This is a genomic window from uncultured Oscillibacter sp., assembly GCF_900544955.1.
Classification (GTDB): Bacteria; Bacillota; Clostridia; order Oscillospirales; family Oscillospiraceae; genus Oscillibacter.
The window spans coordinates 1-16,275 of record NZ_UQXD01000049.1; the positions used below are offsets into that span (position 1 = coordinate 1).

18 protein-coding genes are annotated in these 16,275 nt (G+C 62.5%); 6 read left to right on the plus strand and 12 right to left on the minus strand.

Annotated features, from left to right (window positions below):
• From QZS21_RS10125 to QZS21_RS10155, 7 genes are all read right to left on the minus strand, one after another.
• Nucleotides 1–561, minus strand: a 561-nt coding sequence (locus QZS21_RS10125) for a glycerate kinase (protein WP_295582989.1), incomplete at its 3' end; no start/stop codon positions are given.
• 63 nt (nucleotides 562–624) lie between these two features.
• Nucleotides 625–1,200 (minus strand): ATP-binding cassette domain-containing protein, encoded by a 576-nt coding sequence (locus tag QZS21_RS10130; RefSeq protein ID WP_295582991.1) that lies wholly within the window; start codon nucleotides 1,198–1,200, stop codon nucleotides 625–627.
• Nucleotides 1,197–1,964 (minus strand): ABC transporter permease, encoded by a 768-nt coding sequence (locus QZS21_RS10135; RefSeq protein WP_295582993.1) that lies wholly within the window; start codon nucleotides 1,962–1,964, stop codon nucleotides 1,197–1,199. Before QZS21_RS10135 ends, QZS21_RS10130 begins: the two co-directional genes overlap by 4 nt.
• A gap of 33 nt (nucleotides 1,965–1,997) precedes the next feature.
• On the minus strand, nucleotides 1,998–3,038 hold the full coding sequence (locus tag QZS21_RS10140; RefSeq protein ID WP_295582995.1) for an ABC transporter substrate-binding protein: 1,041 nt from the start codon (nucleotides 3,036–3,038) through the stop codon (nucleotides 1,998–2,000).
• A 19-nt stretch (nucleotides 3,039–3,057) separates the two neighbouring features.
• Nucleotides 3,058–3,315 (minus strand): TM1266 family iron-only hydrogenase system putative regulator, encoded by a 258-nt coding sequence (locus tag QZS21_RS10145; RefSeq protein ID WP_295582996.1) that lies wholly within the window; start codon nucleotides 3,313–3,315, stop codon nucleotides 3,058–3,060.
• A gap of 469 nt (nucleotides 3,316–3,784) precedes the next feature.
• On the minus strand, nucleotides 3,785–4,852 hold the full coding sequence (locus QZS21_RS10150; protein WP_295582998.1) for a DUF262 domain-containing protein: 1,068 nt from the start codon (nucleotides 4,850–4,852) through the stop codon (nucleotides 3,785–3,787).
• Nucleotides 4,836–5,837, minus strand: a complete 1,002-nt coding sequence (locus QZS21_RS10155; RefSeq protein ID WP_295583000.1) for an adenine-specific methyltransferase EcoRI family protein — start codon at nucleotides 5,835–5,837, stop codon at nucleotides 4,836–4,838. The genes QZS21_RS10150 and QZS21_RS10155 overlap by 17 nt, the downstream gene beginning before the upstream one ends.
• 438 nt (nucleotides 5,838–6,275) lie before the next feature.
• On the opposite strand from QZS21_RS10155, the gene QZS21_RS10160 reads away from it, so the two are divergent.
• From QZS21_RS10160 to malQ, 3 genes are read left to right on the plus strand one after another with little or no spacing between them, the layout of a single operon-like run.
• On the plus strand, nucleotides 6,276–7,295 hold the full coding sequence (locus QZS21_RS10160; RefSeq protein WP_295583003.1) for an alpha-hydroxy-acid oxidizing protein: 1,020 nt from the start codon (nucleotides 6,276–6,278) through the stop codon (nucleotides 7,293–7,295).
• On the plus strand, nucleotides 7,285–7,491 hold the full coding sequence (locus tag QZS21_RS10165; RefSeq protein ID WP_295583005.1) for a hypothetical protein: 207 nt from the start codon (nucleotides 7,285–7,287) through the stop codon (nucleotides 7,489–7,491). Before QZS21_RS10160 ends, QZS21_RS10165 begins: the two co-directional genes overlap by 11 nt.
• A complete protein-coding gene (gene malQ / locus QZS21_RS10170; protein ID WP_295583007.1) occupies nucleotides 7,488–8,966 on the plus strand; it encodes a 4-alpha-glucanotransferase in 1,479 nt (492 codons plus the stop codon). The genes QZS21_RS10165 and malQ overlap by 4 nt, the downstream gene beginning before the upstream one ends.
• A 321-nt stretch (nucleotides 8,967–9,287) precedes the next feature.
• On the opposite strand, the gene QZS21_RS10175 is transcribed toward malQ, so the two are convergent.
• Genes QZS21_RS10175 through QZS21_RS10185 form a run of 3 tightly spaced genes read right to left on the minus strand, consistent with a single transcriptional unit; the run spans nucleotide 9,288 to nucleotide 10,943 of the window.
• Nucleotides 9,288–9,629 carry a thioredoxin family protein gene (locus QZS21_RS10175; RefSeq protein ID WP_295583009.1) on the minus strand — a complete coding sequence of 114 codons (342 nt, stop codon included), beginning with the start codon at nucleotides 9,627–9,629 and terminating at the stop codon, nucleotides 9,288–9,290.
• 22 nt (nucleotides 9,630–9,651) lie between these two features.
• Nucleotides 9,652–10,659, minus strand: a complete 1,008-nt coding sequence (locus tag QZS21_RS10180) for a permease (RefSeq protein WP_295583011.1) — start codon at nucleotides 10,657–10,659, stop codon at nucleotides 9,652–9,654.
• Nucleotides 10,647–10,943, minus strand: a complete 297-nt coding sequence (locus QZS21_RS10185) for a helix-turn-helix transcriptional regulator (protein ID WP_295583013.1) — start codon at nucleotides 10,941–10,943, stop codon at nucleotides 10,647–10,649. Before QZS21_RS10185 ends, QZS21_RS10180 begins: the two co-directional genes overlap by 13 nt.
• Nucleotides 10,944–11,554: 611 nt before the next feature.
• Between QZS21_RS10185 and QZS21_RS10190 the strand changes: the two genes are divergently transcribed.
• From QZS21_RS10190 to QZS21_RS10200, 3 genes are all read left to right on the plus strand, one after another.
• Nucleotides 11,555–11,920: an RNHCP domain-containing protein gene (locus QZS21_RS10190; RefSeq protein ID WP_295583015.1), complete on the plus strand. Its 366-nt coding sequence runs from the start codon at nucleotides 11,555–11,557 to the stop codon at nucleotides 11,918–11,920.
• Between the two features lie 155 nt (nucleotides 11,921–12,075).
• On the plus strand, nucleotides 12,076–12,957 hold the full coding sequence (locus QZS21_RS10195) for a DUF4349 domain-containing protein (RefSeq protein ID WP_295583018.1): 882 nt from the start codon (nucleotides 12,076–12,078) through the stop codon (nucleotides 12,955–12,957).
• A gap of 59 nt (nucleotides 12,958–13,016) precedes the next feature.
• Nucleotides 13,017–13,625 (plus strand): MBL fold metallo-hydrolase, encoded by a 609-nt coding sequence (locus QZS21_RS10200; protein WP_295583020.1) that lies wholly within the window; start codon nucleotides 13,017–13,019, stop codon nucleotides 13,623–13,625.
• A 235-nt stretch (nucleotides 13,626–13,860) separates the two neighbouring features.
• On the opposite strand, the gene QZS21_RS10205 is transcribed toward QZS21_RS10200, so the two are convergent.
• Both QZS21_RS10205 and QZS21_RS10210 read right to left on the minus strand, forming a co-directional pair.
• On the minus strand, nucleotides 13,861–14,682 hold the full coding sequence (locus QZS21_RS10205) for a putative RNA methyltransferase (RefSeq protein WP_295583023.1): 822 nt from the start codon (nucleotides 14,680–14,682) through the stop codon (nucleotides 13,861–13,863).
• Nucleotides 14,679–16,070, minus strand: a complete 1,392-nt coding sequence (locus QZS21_RS10210) for an MATE family efflux transporter (protein WP_295583021.1) — start codon at nucleotides 16,068–16,070, stop codon at nucleotides 14,679–14,681. Before QZS21_RS10210 ends, QZS21_RS10205 begins: the two co-directional genes overlap by 4 nt.
• Nucleotides 16,071–16,275: the final 205 nt, after the last annotated feature.

The following is a 16,275-nucleotide window of genomic DNA, read 5'->3' on the forward strand; positions in this document are numbered from 1 at the left end:
GATGGGCATGCCCGCCACCGCCGGGTCCAGGCTCGCGAGGTCCACCCGCTCAATCTCCCCCAGGGTGCCCCCTACGGGGACGAAAGACGCTCCTGCCCGGTTGTAAAACCGGACGCCGCAGGCCGCCGCCGCGCCGCAGCCGCCGTCGTTGGTGGCGCTTCCCCCCAGGCACATCACCGCCTGCCGGGCGCCGCGGCGGGCGGCGTGGCGCAGCAGCTCCCCCACGCCGAAGGTGGTGGTCCGCTCCGGATTTTTATCCCCCGTCACCTGGGGCAGGCCCGCCGCCGCGGCCATCTCCACGACCGCCGTCCCGTCGGGCAGGAGGGCGTAAAACCCGTCCAGCGTCCGGCCCTCCGGCCCTGTGACCGGCAGGGAGACCCGCTCCCCGCCCAGGGCGGCCAAAAAGGCGTCGGCGCTGCCCTCGCCGCCGTCCGCCACCGGCAGGGAGACCACCTCCGCCTCCGGCAGCACCGCCCGGATGCCCGCCTCCATGGCGGCGCAGACCTGGGCGGAGGACAAGGTCCCCTTGAAGGAGTCCGGCACCAGTACGAATTTTCTCATAAAACGTCCCTCCATCGCCAAAAAATACGCTCTGTGGCTAGTCTACCACAGAGCGTATCCTCTTTACAACCACAGAATGTCCGCGTCCAGCCCGGCGGCATCGTCGGCGCCGTGGGTCACCAGTACCACCACCTTCCCCTCCCCGTGGCGGCGGATGGCCGCCAGGCATCGGGCCCGGTTCTCCGGGTCCAGTCCGGTGAAGGGCTCGTCCAGGGCCAGGGCGTCGGCGGGGGCCAGCAGGGCCCGGGCCAGCGCCAGGCGGCGCTTCATGCCGCCGGAGAACTCCCGGACGGGGCGCTCCCCCGCCTCCTCCAGCCCCAGCTCCGAGAGCAGGGCCGCCGCGGCGGCGGTGTCCATCCCCGGCCCCAGGACGAAGGCCAGGTTTCCCAGGGCGCTCTGGTGCTCCAGCAGCCGGTCCTCCTGGAACAGGGCGGACCAGCGGCAGCCCTCCGGCAGGCGCACCGTGCCGCTGTCCGGCCGCTCCAGTCCCAGCAGGATGCGCAGCAGGGTGGTCTTCCCGGCACCGGAGGGGGCCATGACACAGGTGGCGCGGCGGCTTGTGGCGGTGAAGGACACCCGGTCCAAAACCGTCCGGCCCCGGTAGACCTTGCACAGCGCCTCCGCCGCGATGGTCTTCATAGCGCCCCCACCTTTCCCGCTAGGCGGTCCACCGCCCGCAAAAACAGCTTTTCAAACGCCAGGGACACCGCCACGATGACGGCGGTCCAGGCGAAGAGGTCCGGCGTCTGGAAGTACACCTTGGCGGTGTACAGCCGCTCGCCGATGGTGCCGCCGGGCAGGCCGATGACCTCCGCCGCCGCCCCGGCCTTCCAGCAAAGGCCCAGGGACAGCGACACGGCGGAGCGGAAGTAGGGCAGCACCGCCGGCAGCCAGATGCCCGCCAGCTTCCGCCGCCAGGGCACCCGGAACACCCGGGCCATCTCCAGCAGCTCCCGGTCCGCCGCGCCGATGCCCGCCAGCACGTTCAGGTACACCGGCGGAAACACCATCAGCCCGGAGATGAAGAGGGAGAGGGCACGGCTGTCCAGCCACACCAGGGCCAGGATGATGAAGGACACCACCGGCACTGCTTTCACCGCCGCCACCAGCGGATACAGCAGCTCCGCCACGGGCCGCAGACGGGCCGCCAGGGCCGCCAGCGCCGCCGCCAGGGCGCAGGAGAGGAGAAAGCCCCCCAGAATGTGGAGGGCGGAGTTGCCCACGGAGCGCCAGAAGGGGACAGTGAGGGCCAATTGCCCCAGCCGGGCCAGGGCCGCCAGGGGGGAGGCCAGCAGCAGCTCCCCGTGGGGGAAGAGGAGGCGGAAGGCTAGGCTGGCCCCCTGCCACACCAGCAGCCAAACCGCCACGGCCCAGGGGCGGAGGGCGGTCTGTTTCGATTTCACGGCATTCCCTCCTTTCCCGGGGCGGGACTGGCCTCAGAGGCCGAAGTTGTAGTAGAAGTCGTCTCCCGGCAGAGCGCCGCCCTCGCCGTCGGCGCCCACGGAGGCCGGGTCCGCGTCAAAGAGGACCTGGAGGTAGCCGGAGAGCTTCTCCTGCATCTCCGCCCCGGTGATGCACACGATGTTGCAGTAGGGCAGGGCCTTCTCCGCCACCGCCGCGTCCACAATGCCCAGTTCCCCGATCTTCACCGCCGCCGCGGCGGCGTCACCGTTCACCTGCTCCACGGAGGCGGCGTAGTCCGCCAGGAAGGTGGCCACGGCGGCGGGATGGGCCTCCACAAAGTCCCGCCGGGCCGCCACCACGCCGGTGAGGAGGGCGGAGCCGTTGTCCAGGGTGTCCCACTCCGCCGTCAGGTCCAGGGCCACCCGGAGGGTGTCGATCTTGCTCTGGGCCACGGTGACAAAGGGCTGGGGCAGCAGGGCGATGGTGGCGGCGCCGGAGGCCAGGGCCGCCACGCACTCGCTGTGCTCACTCTTCCAGTCAATGGTCAGGTCCCCGTCGGGGTCCAGGCCGTTTTCCGTGAGCAGGTAGCGCAGGGCGTACTCCGGCGTGGCGCCCTTGCCGGCGGCCGCCAGGGTGGTGCCCGCCAGGTCCTGCCAGGACTTCACGGCGTTGCCGTTTTCCACCAGGTAGAGCACGCCCAGGGTGTTGATGCCCAGGGTGACGATCTCCCCGCCCGTCCGGTTGTACAGCACGGCGGCCAGGTTGGCGGGGATGCAGGCGGCGTCCAGCTCCCCCTTCATCAGCGCGGGGGTCAGCTCGTCGGGGCTGGCGGCCAGGGTCATGTCGTACAGGGGGGCCTCCCGGCCCTCCGCGTCGGTGTAGGTGCCTCCCAGGTACACCAGGCCCATGGCGGTGGGGCCCTTCAGCGCCCCCAGGCGCAGCGTGACGGGGGTCTCGGCGGGGACGGAGGGGGTCTCCGGCTCCGCCGGGGTGCGGGAGCCGCCGCAGGCGGCAAGGGACAGGGCCAGCAGGGTTGCCAGGCAGGCGAAGAGGCCTCGTTTCAGCAGATGCATCGTGGGTTCCTTCCTTTCTTCACTGGAGGGCGTCCTCCGGCGCGTACACGGTCTTGGCCGTGACGCCCGCAAGGCGCCCGATCTTTCCGGATAGGGCGGAGATCACATCCCCCGGGGCGTCGATGGCCACGCTGATGATGTGGATGCCCCGCTCCCGGTAGGGTACGCCCATCCGGCCGATGATATAACCGCCGTACTGGTGCAGCAGGGCGTTCAGGGCGGAGGCGGACTCCGCCTCCCGGACGAGGATGGCCAGCACGGCCACGCGGGTCTCCATACCAGTTTCCCCCTTTCTCAGGAAAAAAGTACATCCCCTCCGCCGGGCCGGCGAAGGGGATGGATGGGCAGCATCCAGCGGCGCGGTCTCCCGCGCGGCGTATCCCCGTCTTTCGGCTTGGAGCGTCCTTGCCGGCAGAACAGCGGAGGAGGGGTGATTCAGGTTCGCCGGTCAGAAACTGCTTCCCGGGAACTGGAAAAGTATACTATGGTTTGCCGCCGCCGTCAAGAGAGCCGGTGGGGACACCTTTTTTTGATCATTGTGCCGATAAAAGTTTCGTCGATTTCACCAAATATATTGTTTTGAGCAAGTTGATATGGCAAAATACATTGTCAGATTTTACATCCGCAAAAGGCGGAGAAGACGCACATAAGGATGATTGTAGCGGGAGGCGAATAAGGTGAAGAGAAAATCCATTCAAGAGCATAAAAAGAGACAGGAGCCATATTGGTTCCTGTCTCTTTTTATCTTAGGTTCGATTTCCTTTATGACTGTTGCACGGCACACAGAGAAGTTGTGCATTTGAGAGGACTGTTCTACCGCCAAGGCTCCAAGGCGTAACATGGTCAACGGTTAGTTCATCAGCGGTAAACCACTGATGGCAAATAGCGCATTGATATTTCCCATCTGCTTCTTCGCTCTGTCTTAAAAGTTCAAGTTTGTCATCGCTTGAAAACAGCCTCTTGGGGTCTACACTGATACCACGGACAACCGCCAGGATAATATCCTCAATCTCTCCGGCCTTATCTTTGATAATCTTAGCATCATCACTCTTTAAGAACCGTGCCACATGAGAATTTATCTCGCGCTTATGCTCTTTCCAGATGGTAATATCCCGAATGTACTTGACTGCCAAACCAAACCTGATAGCCAGATTATCATACTTATCAAAGACTTCGGAAATGAAGCGAATGTACCTGCTGATTTCCCGCTGGTCTGTATCAAAGCTGGTATCTTGCTGTCCCTTTACATACTCGTCAATGCTTTCAAAATGTTTGAGTGTCTTAAGTAATCCAAGCACCTTGTATTGATTATTTCCTCGGGAGTTCGCACCAAGCACCTTTTTAGCGTCCCTATCGTTTTCAACATAGGAACTTAGTCCACGCAGGTACTCCCCATTGTACAGGCCATTCAGCACCTCATACTTTGACAGCGGAACGCCCAGGGTATTGATGCGCTTGAATATCTCACGCTTTAGTTCTTCGTTACCACTACACACAATCAATGATAACTCACAACGGTTAATGACCTCTTGCACAGCTGGATCGGTCTGTCTCCAAATCTTACCCTCATACTCAATGTCGTTTTCCTTAAATCTGGTGATTGCGTGAATTCTCTGCTTGCCATCCAGAACTTCTAAAATCCCATCTTCATTCTCCCAAAAGTAGAAAGCGGGAAGTGGAATGCCATGTACAATACTGTCTATGACCAACTGCTGTTTTTCAGTATTATATACGATTTCACGCTGGAGGCTTATATCACTGATGATTTTGCCATCTCTGACCTGCTCATACAGTTCTTCAATTGTCATCAGCATCGTGATAAACCTCCTTGTTACGGATTACCATTCGCCTAAATGGGCACTTCCATGGCTTTCCGTCTTTCTCATACCATAAGTCTGATTTGTCCCCATTGAAACGGAACTTCTTTTCAATCCGAATGCTCAAATCTATAATCTGGAATTGATTCGGATTGTATTTCTGCAAAAATGTAATTGGCACACCAATGTACCCATCATAATCATAGGGAATGGACAATGTTTTGTTCACATCAATTCCATCGAAATTATAGTATGTTGGAAATTTCTTCGGGTCATATTTTTCAGTGAGTATCATCTTATCGTGTCTGTATGACACATCAAGGTTCGTATACCAACAGCAATAACGGACGAGTGCGTCATTTTTAGGCAATACCTCACCAGTAGGTAGCATAAAGCCTGTCATGTGATGATGATATCCAAGCCACATTTCGTTGCTCTTAATATGTTCAAAAGTATCTGTATAAGTGACCGCATATGCGGGACCGATTACCAGAAACTTCGCCTTTGAGGTGAACATTACATCAATAAATTCTCTGAATTGACTAAACGGTGGGTTTGTTATGACTATATCATATTTACTGTAATCTACATCTTGAAAGCGTACGCCTTTACCAGTTGCCGGGTCATATCCACTGACGGATATGGACTTGATCCCATAGGCTTCTGCATGGGATACAAGGAACTTTACAAAGTTGCATTTAACTGTGTTTAGGTCGCGCTCCAACTTTTCCTTGGAGTGTTCAACATCAATCAGTTTGACGCTACCGCCTTCACTAAAAAGGTCTTGGGGCGATATATAGCCTCCTTCCTTGTAAACCAAGGCTTCCTCGAAACTTTCATCCCAGTCACAGGGGCATATAATACGCTTGCCTCTCAGTTGCTCACGGTACAGAGGAATTTCGTCGGCGATGTCCTGCCACAGTGTATAAAACTCGTCATTTTTTGTTTCTCTTGATTTCTTTAACCGCTCAGAAGTTGCCATACTAAATCCTCCGTTAAGTGTCCCAAATTCCATAATTAGTATAGCACGAGCGCCCTAAAGTTTCAACATAAAACAGGCTCCCCACGAATGAGGAGCCTGTCCAAACTGTTATTCCATTGCCGGAATCGCCGCCGCGGCAGCCGGCGCAGGGCTTTTTGGGCCGGCAGTGCCGGTAGCAGACCAGGCAGTTCATGCCGCAGGGGGCGAACATCGCCGGGTCAATGGCCTCGTTCGGCATTTTCATAGAGGGCTCCTCCCGCCGGCGTCAGGCCGGCCTATCAGATGGGTTCCTGGTCCCCATTTTACCAGCATCCGCCCTCTGTGGCAAGGCCGTCGCCCCCCGCCGGAAAAAGAGCCGCCGGCCTTGCCTTTTCCGCCTCCGCGCAGTACAATGAATGGGATCAAATGGGAAATTTACATCTGTTGGAGGAAATTCACATGACCTATCAGGAAGTCTTGCAAAACGCCCGGACCTGCATGGGCCCCTACTGCAAATCCTGCCCGGTGTGCAACGGCCTGGCCTGCCGCAACACCATCCCCGGCCCCGGGGCCAAGGGCATGGGCACCGGCTTCATTCGCAACTACCAGAAGTGGCAGGAGCTGTGCGTCAATATGGACACCATCTGCGAGAACCGGCCAGTGGACACCGGCTTCCAGCTCTTCGGGCGGCAGGTGGCGCTGCCCGTGTTCGCCGCCCCCGTGGGCGTGATGAAGATGCACTACGGCGACAAGTTCACCGACCTTGCGTACAACGAGCTTCTGGTCTCCGCCTGCGCGGCGGCGGGCATCACCGCCTTCACCGGCGACGGCGTGGACCCCACCGTGATGGAGGGGGCCGTGGAGGCGCTGAAAAACGCCGGCGGCTGCGGCGTACCCACGGTGAAGCCCTGGAACATGGAGACCGTAAAGGAGAAGCTGGACCTGGTGAAGGCCGCGGACCCCTTCGCCATCGCCATGGACATCGACGCCGCGGGACTGCCCTTCCTGAAAAACCTGACTCCGCCCGCCGGCAGCAAGACCGTGGAGGAGCTGCGCCAAATCGCCGCCTGGGCGGAGAAGCCCTTCATCCTCAAGGGCATCATGACGGTGGCGGGGGCGGAGAAGGCCCTGGAAGCCGGGGCGAAGGCCATCGTGGTCAGCAACCACGGCGGCCGGGTGCTGGACCAGTGCCCCGCCACCGCCGAGGTGCTGCCCGCCATCGTCGACGCCGTGGGCGGCCGGATGACCGTCTTGGTGGACGGCGGCATCCGCACGGGCATGGACGTGTTCAAGGCCCTGGCCCTGGGGGCGGACGCGGTGCTCATCGGCCGCCCCTTTGTCAATATGGTCTACGGCGGCGCCGCCGAAGGGGTGCGGCTCTACGTGGAGAAGCTGAGGGCCGAGCTGGCCGACACCATGGCCATGTGCGGCGCCCACTCCCTGGCGGAGATCAAGCGCTCCATGCTCTTTGGCCTGTGAGCGTGCCGGCAGCGGCGAAGCGGTGGATGACACCATGACCTATCGCTACCGTGAAGAAAAAGGTTTTATTGCCAGCGTGGTTATTGATAACAACACCTTTACCGGGCGCCCCGCTTCGTCCGTCCGAGCACTTGACACGATCCCCGCCGCCACATACAATAGAACAAATCTGTTTGCGAAGAGGGGTCCACTATGAGACGTTCCGCCGGTATCCTGCTGCCGATTTTCTCCCTGCCGTCGCCCTACGGCATCGGTTCCCTGGGGGCCGAGGCCCGGGCCTTTGCCGACTTTCTCCACGCCGCCGGGCAGTCCTGGTGGCAGATTCTGCCCGTGGGGCCCACCGGGGCCGGGGATTCCCCCTACACCAGCCTCTCCACCTTTGCCGGAAACGCCTATTTCATCGACCTGGACACCCTGGCCGCCCGGCGGCTGCTGACGGCGGAGGAGCTGGCCGCCGCCCGAGTGCCTCAGGGGGGACGCGTGGACTACGCCGCCCTCAGCCAGGGGCGGGAGGCCCTGCTGCGCAAGGCTTTCGGGCGCATCGGCCCCCGGGAGGCGGAGGCGGCTCGGGCGTTCCGGGAGGCCACGCCCTGGCTGAGGGAATACGCGCTGTACCGGGCTGCCAAGACCCACTTCGGCGGCGCCGCCTGGTTCGACTGGCCCGACGAGGCCCTTCGCCGCCACGACGATGGCGCCGTGGCGCGGTACCAGGGGATGCTGGCGGAGGACGTGGCCTTCCACACCTGGGTCCAGTTCTGCTTCTTCCAACAGTGGGCCGCCCTGAAGGACTACGCCAACGACCTGGGCATCCGCATCATCGGCGACCTGCCCATCTACGTCTCCCTGGACAGCGCCGACGTGTGGAGCGAGCGGAAGGAGTTTTTGCTGGACGGCGGGGGGCTGCCCAGCAAGGTGGCGGGGGTGCCGCCGGACTACTTCTCCGCGGAGGGGCAGCTGTGGGGCAACCCCCTCTACGACTGGGAGGCCCAGCGCGCCGACGGCTTCGGCTGGTGGATTCGCCGGGTGGAGGGGGCCGCCAAGCTCTTCGACGCCATCCGCATCGACCACTTCCGGGCCTTTGAGAGCTACTGGGCCGTCCCCGCCTCGGCGAAAACCGCCCAGTCCGGGGCCTGGGAGAAGGGGCCGGGGATGGAGCTGCTGGGGGTTCTCACCAGCTGGTTCCCCCAGATCACCTATATCGCGGAGGACCTGGGCATCCTCACCGACGCGGTGCACGCCCTGCGGGACGCAGCGGGCCTGCCGGGGATGAAGATTCTGGAGTTCGCCTTCTCCGGGCCGGACAACGCCTATCTGCCCCACAACTACGCCTCCTCCCGCTGCATCTGCTATACCGGTACCCACGACAACGACACCGCCGCCGGGTGGTATGCCGCCGCCTCCCCGGCGGAGCAGGCCTACGCCCGCCGGTATCTGGGCGCGCCGGACGACGCCGGAGCGGTGTGCCGCGCCCTGCTGCGGGCGGGGCAGGGCAGCGTGGCGGAGCTGTTCGTGGCCCAGATGCAGGACTATCTGGGCCTGGGCGGCGAGGCCAGGGTGAACGTCCCCGGGGTGCCCAGGGGCAACTGGGGCTGGCGGATGGAGCCGGGGGCGGCCGCCCCCGCCCTGGCGGCGGAGATCCGGGCGCTGAGCCGCACCTTCGGCAGGTGCTGAGGGCGGTCCGCCAGGGCGGGAAGCGCCGCGCGGCGGAGAGGGCCACAGGTGGAGACGCTCCGTGCGACGGGCTCCGGAACCGGGGCGGGCGGCAAGGCCCGCGACCGGCAGCGTGACGGGAAAAGAGCATCCCGGCCGGGCGGAGAACCGGTCAAACCGCCTTTGAAAGCGGACGGCGGGAATACCGCTCTAATGGGCTGGCGTCCAGGCGCGCGATGACAACGAAAGAGGGACGATCGGCGGTAAGCCGATCGTCCCTCTTTCGCGCTGCGTGAGAGCGGGGGAACCTACAGGATGCCAATCAGAGTACGGATTGCGTGTTCACACATTTCGCAAGATTTTCACGATTTCCTCCACTTTGAGAACCTTGCCGCAGGACACCGCTTTGCCATCCACCACCAGAGCCGGGGTGGTCATCACGCCGTATGCGGCGATCTGCGTGAAGTCCCTCACATGGTCGATGGCCGTGTCCATGCCAAGCTGGATAAGGGCCTCCCGGGCCGCCGTTTCCAGCTGGTTGCACTTCGCACAGCCGGAACCGAGAATTTTTACGGACGCCCCTTCACGCTTAGCGGCTTCCGCTTTCTCCATGTTTTCAGGGGTGTAGCGATTCCCACAGCAGCAGGAAGGGGAGTCTGCCCTCTTTTTTCTGAACAATCCCATCGTCAAAAGTTCCTTTATGAGTTTATAAAAGAAACGCTTGCATTGCGTTAAAGAAATAGCCAACCAGAATGATTCCAATGGCGCAAATGCCGATAAACAGTCCCAGCAGCCTTGGCTTCACGGCCTTTTTCAACATAATCATGGACGGCAAACTCAGCGCGGTGACCGCCATCATAAAGGCGAGGATCGTGCCGAGCTGCGCCCCCTTAAAGAGCAGGGCTTCGGCAATGGGGATGGTGCCGAAAATATCGGCGTACATGGGAATTCCGACCAGCGTGGCGAACATGACGCCGAGGGGATTGGCGCTGCCCAAAGCGGCCTCAACCCAGTGTTCAGGAATCCAGTTGTGAATCAATGCACCTATTCCAACGCCCACGAGGATGTAGGGAAACACTTTTTTGAAAGTGGCGAGCATCTGCTCTTTGGCATACACAAGCCGGTCTTTTTTTGTCAAGTCAGGAGACGCAATGTCCACGCTGCCCGCCGTGAGAATGAAGCGCTCCACATCGTTTTCCATGTGCAGCTTCTCTATGACGGTCCCGCCTGCCACTGCAATCGCCAGCCCAACCAACACATAGAGGATAGCGACCTTTGACCCGAAAATGCTCATGAGCAGGATAAGACTCCCCAGGTCCACCATTGGCGAGGAAATCAAGAACGAGAAGGTCACACCCAGCGGTAGGCCCGCGCTGGTAAACCCAATAAAAAGGGGGATGGAGGAACAGGAGCAAAACGGAGTTACCGTTCCCAGCAGGGCCGAAATGCAGTTTGCCCCAATGCCATGGAACCGCCCAAGGATCTTTTTACTCCTCTCCGGCGGGAAGTAGCTCTGAATATAGCTGATGAAAAAAATCAGGAAGCAGAGGAGAACGGTGATTTTCACCGTGTCGTAAAGGAAAAACTGTATGCTGCCTCCCATGGGGGTGCCGATATCCAGCCCCAGGTTAGAAAGCCCCGTGCCGATCAGCTCGTTGAGCCATTTCATGCCGAGAATTTGATTTTGAATGAAATCCCAGATCATTGGCAGCATCCCACGCCTTCCTTAACGCAGAAAAGGCCGTCGATAAACCGCTGAAATGCAGTCAGCGTTTCACGGCTTAAGGAGTAGTGGCTCCATTTGCCCTCTTTCCGAACCGTCACCAAACCGCACTCACAGAGAATTTTCATGTGGTGAGAAAGGGTCGGCTGTGTAATCTCAAAGTGTTCCAACAGCTTGCAAGCGCACTTCTCACCGTCGGACAGCATGTTTACGATTTGCAGGCGGTTGGAATCTCCCAACGCCTTGCAAATCAACGCAACATCCATCGTATTCATATGCCGCACCTCACATTGATAATTGTCTATGTGTTATTATACGCAACACATAGATAGATGTCAATACGTCGGAGAAAAAAACAAGAGCGAATCTGTCATTGGCCCCGTTTGCATGTTCTGGAAACCAAGATTTGTCGAGTGCGCCTTCTCCGCCGAATCCCCACGGTTAGGGGCGTGAGAAGGGACGACCCGCCGCATTGCAAAGCATCCTGCGTTCCATACCCCAATATGACAGCCGTGCAGGCTTGCCTTGTAAGCGCTTCGCTGATCCGGCCACAGGCCCTCTTTTGGCGTGGCCGCCGTCATGGTTTGCTCCCCCATACGGTCAGTTCAATTTTCATTGCTCCGGCGTTGACCGTTTCAACCCGTCCACACCCATCCGGCCGCACCGAGAGCCGCACGGATGATGGAGGCCGCCGCTTTACAAATCCGGCTGCCGATGGTAAAATGGGCTTGGACCACTGGTCTCATTTTAGAAAAAGGAGCATTTGCCTTATGAAGAAGTGGTGTGCTTCGGAGAGTGCCCTGGGCCGGGAGGTCCGCAAGGGCTGACGTTCCGGGCGGCCTCCCGTGGGTTTTTCCAAAAAACACACGTGCAGGAGGTTTCCACCGTGAGACAATCACAAGACACAACCATCGAACAACCCTTCCGCTGCCAGGCCTGCGGCGCCTGGGTGGAGCCGCCGGAGAGCGGCGGCCGCCACCGCAACCACTGTCCCCACTGCCTTGCCAGCATCCACGCCGATGAGATTCCCGGTGACCGGGCCTCCCCCTGCCGGGGCGTCATGGACCCGGTGAGCGTCTGGGTCCGGCGAAAGGGGGAGTGGGCCATCATCCACCGCTGCCGCGTCTGCGGCTGCCTCCGGTCCAACCGGGTGGCCGCTGACGACAACCCGGCCAAGCTGCTGGCCATTGCCGCCGGTCCGCTGGCGTCCCCGCCCTTTCCCCTGGAGCATTTGGAGGAGCTGCTGCGCTGAGCGCCTCTCCCATATCAGCAGCGGCTGCCTTTGGGCGGCCGCTGCTGCCGTCTCCGGCGGATTTTTCCATCACAGCGGAACGTTTCCGCCAACCGTTTCGTCTATACGGACAGAGGCCCCCGCCTGGAAGAGCGGGGCAAAAGGAGGATGGGACCATGAAAAGAAGAGCTTGGGCGATTTTTCTGGCGGTGCTGCTGGCGCTGAGCCTGGCGGCCTGCGGCGCAGGCGGCAACAGCGCCGGGGCGGAGTCGGCGGCCCCGTCGGCCTCCCCGGGGGAGTCGGCGGACTACGGCGGCGCGGCCTCCGGGACGGCCTCCACCCCCCTCCAGGGGCAGAAGCTGATCCGCCGGGCGGAGCTGGAGCTGGAGACCACCGCCTTTCAGGAGGCGGTTCAGGGCCTGGCGGACCTGACGGAGCGGCTGGGGGGCTACTACGAGTCCAGCAATGTGGGCAGCCAGGGCGGCGGCTACCGCTGGGCCAACTACACCGTCCGGGTGCCGGCGGAGCAGTACCAGGCGTTTTTGACCCAGGCGGGGGAGCTGTGCCACGAGGTCTGGAGCCGCACCACCCAGGAGGACGTGAGCATGGCCTATTACGACACGGCGGGGCGGCTGAAGACCCAGCAGATCAAGCTGGAGCGGTTGCAGGCCCTGCTGGCCCGGGCGGAGGAGATGGAGGACATCATCACCGTGGAGGCCGCCATCTCCGAGACGGAGCAGGCCATTGACGAGCTCAGCGGCACCCTCCGCCACTACGACGGCCTGGTGGACTACGCCACGGTGGAGGTCTCCCTCACGGAGGTGTACCAGCTCTCCAACGTGAAGGAGGCGCCCACCAGCTTTGGAAGCCGGATGGCCTCCGCCTTTGCCAACGGCTGGCGGAGCTTCACCGGCGGGCTGGAGAGCCTGGCGGTGGCGCTGGCCTACGGCTGGACGTGGCTGGTGGTGCTGGCGGTGATCGCGGTGGTGGCGGTCCGGGTGCTGCGGCGGCGCCTGCCCGGTGGAAATAAACCGGATGACAAAGCCCCCAGGGGCTGATACAATGGCAGGGGGCGGAATTCCCGCCCCCTCTCATTTTGGAAAGGGAGGCAGGGACCATGGAACTGACCTGGCTGGGACACGCCTGTTTTTTGCTGGAGGAGGACGGTTACCGGGTGGTGACGGACCCCTATGACGGGGTGGAGGGCTATCCGCCCCTGGAGACGGCGGCCCACGCCGTCTATTGCAGCCACCGCCATTTCGACCACGCCGCGGTGGACCGCGTGGCGCCTCTGCCGCCCCGTCAAGGCCCCTTCGCCGTCCGGGAGGTCCCCTGCTTTCACGACGGCTGCGGCGGCGCCCTCCGGGGGGAGAATACCATCCGGGTGTTTTCCGCCGGGGGCGTGTCCGTGGCCCATCTGGGAGACCTGGGCCACCCGCTGACGGCGGAGCAGCTCCGCCAGGTGGGGCCGGTGGACGGGGTGCTGGTACCGGTGGGCGGGGTGTACACCCTGGACGCCGCCGGAGCCTGGGCGGTCTGCCGGGCGCTGGAGCCCCGGTGGGTGGTGCCCATGCACTACCGCCACCCGCCCTATGGCCTGCCCGATGTGGCGGGGGTGGAGGACTTTCTGGCCCTGTGGCCCGGGGAGCAGGTCCGCCGCCTGGCGGGAAACCGCTTTGCTGCGGAGGAGGGCCTCTCCGGCGTCCTGGTCCCCCAATTCCTGTAAGGGAACTGCGCCTGTCTCCACTGGAGGCAGGCGCAGCAGCTTGTCAAACCGTCTTGCGGCGTTCCGCCGCCCCGGAGGCGAAATGCAAACAGGAGGCTGTTCTGCCGCGGCAGAACAGCCTCCTGTTTGCAAGAGGGTAAGCGGTGCGCCCTCGGCGCGCCGGGGGCCGCAGCCTTCTCAAAACATGGTTTCTGCAGCCGTGCCGTACCCGCCTCCCTCGGAGGCAGGCGCGGCTTCACAGCTTGCGGAACACGTGAATGCGGAAGGAGATGCGGCAGTCCAGGGACTCCAGGGCCGCCAGCCGCTCCGCCCCGGCCCGGGGGGTCTTCCAGTAATAGGGGGTCATCTGGAACAGGGCGTGGAGATCCCCCTGGCAGGGCAGGGAGATGACGCCCTCCACCGGCACAATGGCCTCGTACCGGAAGCCCTCGTAGGGGGTCTCCCGCTCCTCATTGGGGTAGGGGCGGTCGTAGAGGACCTGCTTCAGCTCCCACAGGTGCTCCGCCGCCGGCACCACGTACAGAAAGAAGCCGCCGGGCCGCAGCACCCGGGTGAACTCCTCCAGGGCCAGCGGGGAGAAGCAGTCCACCAGCAGGTCCAGCCCACCGTCCGCCAGGGGCAGGTGGTAGGAGGAGGCCACGGCGAACTCCACCGCCCGCTCCCGCCGGGCGGCATAGCGGAGGATGGATTTGGAGATGTCGGTGCCCGCCATTCGGGGGGTCTTTCCGGCGCTTTGCAGCGCCTGGTAGATCCCGGCGGTGTAATAGCCCTCTCCGCAGCCCGCGTCCAAAATCGCCGGAGAATCGCCGGAAAGGGACAAAATCTGACTACAAAGCGTATTCAAAAGCGGCTCGTAATACCCCTTGGATAGAAATTCCCGCCGGGCGGCGGCCATGCCCCGGTCGTCCCCGGGGGCGGCGGAGTGCTTTTGATTGGGGGGCAGCAGGTAGGTGTAGCCCTCCCGGGCGATGTCGAAGCTGTGGCGGGCGGGACAGCGGTAGGCCCCCTGCTCCCGGGTGAGGGACGCCCCGCAGACGGGGCAGCGGAAGAGGCTCATGAGGTCTTCCCCCGGGTGGTCACGTCGTTGATCCACTTGCGGCTGCGCAGGCGGTGGACGCCCCAGGGCATTTTGCAGATGTTCTCCGAGTAGATGCCCAGGCACACCAGGGGCAGGGGGGCGTCCAGCACCAGGGCCGACAGCCCCGCCAGGGGCACCGCCACGCACCACAGGGGCGTCAGGTCGATGATGGTGGCCATCCGCACATCGCCTCCCGCCCGGAGGACGCCGGTGATGTTGGAGATGTCAAAGGCCTTCAGGGGCAGCAGCACCAAATACACCACGCACATGGTGGCGGCGGCCTCCGTGGCCAGCTCCGACAGGCTGAACAGGGGGTAGAGATAGGGGACGAACACCGTGGGCAGGGCCAGGGCCAGCACCGCCGCCAGCAGCCCGCCCAGAAGGAGGGACACCAGCAGCAGGCACCAGCTGAGATCGTACACGTGGTCCCGGCTGTCCCCCTCGCCGATGGACTTGCCCAGGATCACGGCGGTGGCCCCCGCCAGGCCGAAGCAGGAGACGGTGGTGAATTTGTCGATGTTGCCCATGATGGTGTACGCCGCCAGCATGTCGGCGCTGTGGGCCATGTGGCCCAGGATGGCGGTCATCACGGTGGTGCCCAGGCCCCACAGGGCCTCGTTCATCAGCACCGGCGTGGCGTATTTCACAAAGGTCCCGGCAATGGCCCGGCCGGGGTGCAGCAGCAGCCGGGGCATCAGGGGAATGCGGCGGTTGAGGAGGGCGTAGCCAAGCGTCAGCAGGAACTCCACCACCCGGGAGGCCAGGGTGGCCAGGGCGGCGCCGGTGATGCCCAGGGCGGGGGCACCGAACTTGCCGAAGATGAGGCAGTAGTTCAAAAAGGTGTTCAGCAGCATGGAGCAGGCGAAGACCTTCATGCCCAGGGCGGGGTTTTCCGCGCTGCGCTGCATGCTGATATAGACGCTGCTGACGGCGTTGAACACGTAGGAGACGCCCACGATCCGCAGGTAGGGGGCGCCCATTTCGATGAGGATTTCGTTGTCCGTCACCAGCAGGAGGACCTGATGGGGGAAGAGGAACAGTCCCAGCGCCGCCAAAACGGTGATGAGAAGGCCGGTGTACATGGCAAAGCCCATACAACGGTTGATGGACGCCAAATCCTGCTTGCCCCAGAACTGGCTCACCAGGATGGTGAGGCCGCTCATCAAGCCGAAGATGATGACCTGGATCAAAAAGATGGGGGCGTTGGCGGCGGTGACGGCGGAGAGCTCATAGTCCCCCAGCAGTCCCACCATGAAGGTGTCCACGAATCCCAGGGAGGTGGTGATGAGGTTTTGCAGGATCAGCGGTAGCGCCAGCAGAAACAGCCGCTTGTAAAAGCCGGGCTCCCGGCGGAGATAGTGCAGCATGGTAGACCTCGTTTATCAATAAATTGGAGGGAAAACCGCTGGACAGGAGGCCCGCCGGAGCGGGTGTAAAGCGGTTTTCCTGGGTAGGGAGAATAGGTGGAGCGCAGGGCCCCCGGGAAAACCCAGCGAAGCGGTTTTCACGGGGAGAGGAAGAACAAACGGAGCGGCGGGAGACCTGTCCGCAGGACAGGGCGAGCGGAGCGCA

Coding starts and splice junctions, on each gene's coding strand:
- QZS21_RS10155 (WP_295583000.1), bottom strand. CDS start 5,837: ATGGCAACTTCTGAGCGGTTAAAGAAATCAAGAGAAACAAAAAATGAC.
- QZS21_RS10205 (WP_295583023.1), bottom strand. CDS start 14,682: ATGAGCCTCTTCCGCTGCCCCGTCTGCGGGGCGTCCCTCACCCGGGAG.
- QZS21_RS10210 (WP_295583021.1), bottom strand. CDS start 16,070: ATGCTGCACTATCTCCGCCGGGAGCCCGGCTTTTACAAGCGGCTGTTT.
- QZS21_RS10140 (WP_295582995.1), bottom strand. CDS start 3,038: ATGCATCTGCTGAAACGAGGCCTCTTCGCCTGCCTGGCAACCCTGCTG.
- QZS21_RS10180 (WP_295583011.1), bottom strand. CDS start 10,659: ATGCTGCCAATGATCTGGGATTTCATTCAAAATCAAATTCTCGGCATG.
- QZS21_RS10175 (WP_295583009.1), bottom strand. CDS start 9,629: ATGGGATTGTTCAGAAAAAAGAGGGCAGACTCCCCTTCCTGCTGCTGT.
- QZS21_RS10185 (WP_295583013.1), bottom strand. CDS start 10,943: ATGAATACGATGGATGTTGCGTTGATTTGCAAGGCGTTGGGAGATTCC.
- QZS21_RS10195 (WP_295583018.1), top strand. CDS start 12,076: ATGAAAAGAAGAGCTTGGGCGATTTTTCTGGCGGTGCTGCTGGCGCTG.
- QZS21_RS10200 (WP_295583020.1), top strand. CDS start 13,017: ATGGAACTGACCTGGCTGGGACACGCCTGTTTTTTGCTGGAGGAGGAC.
- QZS21_RS10150 (WP_295582998.1), bottom strand. CDS start 4,852: ATGCTGATGACAATTGAAGAACTGTATGAGCAGGTCAGAGATGGCAAA.
- QZS21_RS10130 (WP_295582991.1), bottom strand. CDS start 1,200: ATGAAGACCATCGCGGCGGAGGCGCTGTGCAAGGTCTACCGGGGCCGG.
- QZS21_RS10145 (WP_295582996.1), bottom strand. CDS start 3,315: ATGGAGACCCGCGTGGCCGTGCTGGCCATCCTCGTCCGGGAGGCGGAG.
- QZS21_RS10160 (WP_295583003.1), top strand. CDS start 6,276: ATGACCTATCAGGAAGTCTTGCAAAACGCCCGGACCTGCATGGGCCCC.
- malQ (WP_295583007.1), top strand. CDS start 7,488: ATGAGACGTTCCGCCGGTATCCTGCTGCCGATTTTCTCCCTGCCGTCG.